Origin of the sequence: Flavobacterium columnare NBRC 100251 = ATCC 23463, from assembly GCF_002530675.1 — a bacterium.
Classification (GTDB): domain Bacteria; phylum Bacteroidota; class Bacteroidia; order Flavobacteriales; family Flavobacteriaceae; genus Flavobacterium; species Flavobacterium columnare.
On record NZ_PCMX01000147.1, the window covers coordinates 1 to 820 of the forward strand.

Genomic DNA, 820 nt, shown 5'->3' on the forward strand with positions numbered 1-820 from the left:
ACAACAGGTTCTATTCGTATCGATGCAGATGGTAATGTAACGATCCAGCCAGGTACACCAAGTGGTACTTACACGATTCCTTATACAATTTGTGAAACAGGAGCAACTCCAGTAAACTGTAAGACAGCCAATATAATTGTAGAAGTTAAAAATGTTATTGACGCTATAGACGATGCTAAAGTAACTGTTGCCTCAGGAGGTAATACACCCAATGTAACGTTAAACGATAAGTTAAACGGATCAAACGTTACGATAGGTGCAGCAGCAGGTCAAGTAAGCCTAACAGGTGTAAACGTTCCAGCAGGCTTAACATTAAATGCCGATGGTACGATTACTGTAGGCGCTACCACACCAAGTGGCATATACCAAGTAGAGTATCAAATCTGTGAGAACGGAGCAACTCCAGTAAACTGTGATAAAGCAATTGCTATAGTAGAAGTTAAAAATGTTATTGACGCTATAGACGATGCTAAAGTAACTGTTGCCTCAGGAGGTAATACCCCCAATGTAACGTTAAACGATAAGTTAAACGGATCAAACGTTACGATAGGTACAGCAGCAGGTCAAGTAAGCCTAGCAGGTGTAAATGTTCCAGCAGGCTTAACATTAAATGCAGATGGTACGATTACTGTAGGCGTTACCACACCAAGTGGCACATACCAAGTAGAGTATCAAATCTGTGAGAACGGAGCAACTCCAGTAAACTGTGATAAAGCAATTGCTATAGTAGAAGTTAAAAACGATTTACTAGCTAAGGATGATAATTTGGGTACTATTGCTACCTCAGCCACAGTAACTACTGCCGCAGGAAGCGTTTTAG

At 40.7% G+C, this 820-nt stretch carries 1 pseudogene; it reads left to right on the forward strand.

The features are described 5' to 3' along the window. Nucleotides 1–820, forward strand: a pseudogene (locus tag B0A78_RS14610) (hypothetical protein); the annotation flags it as partial.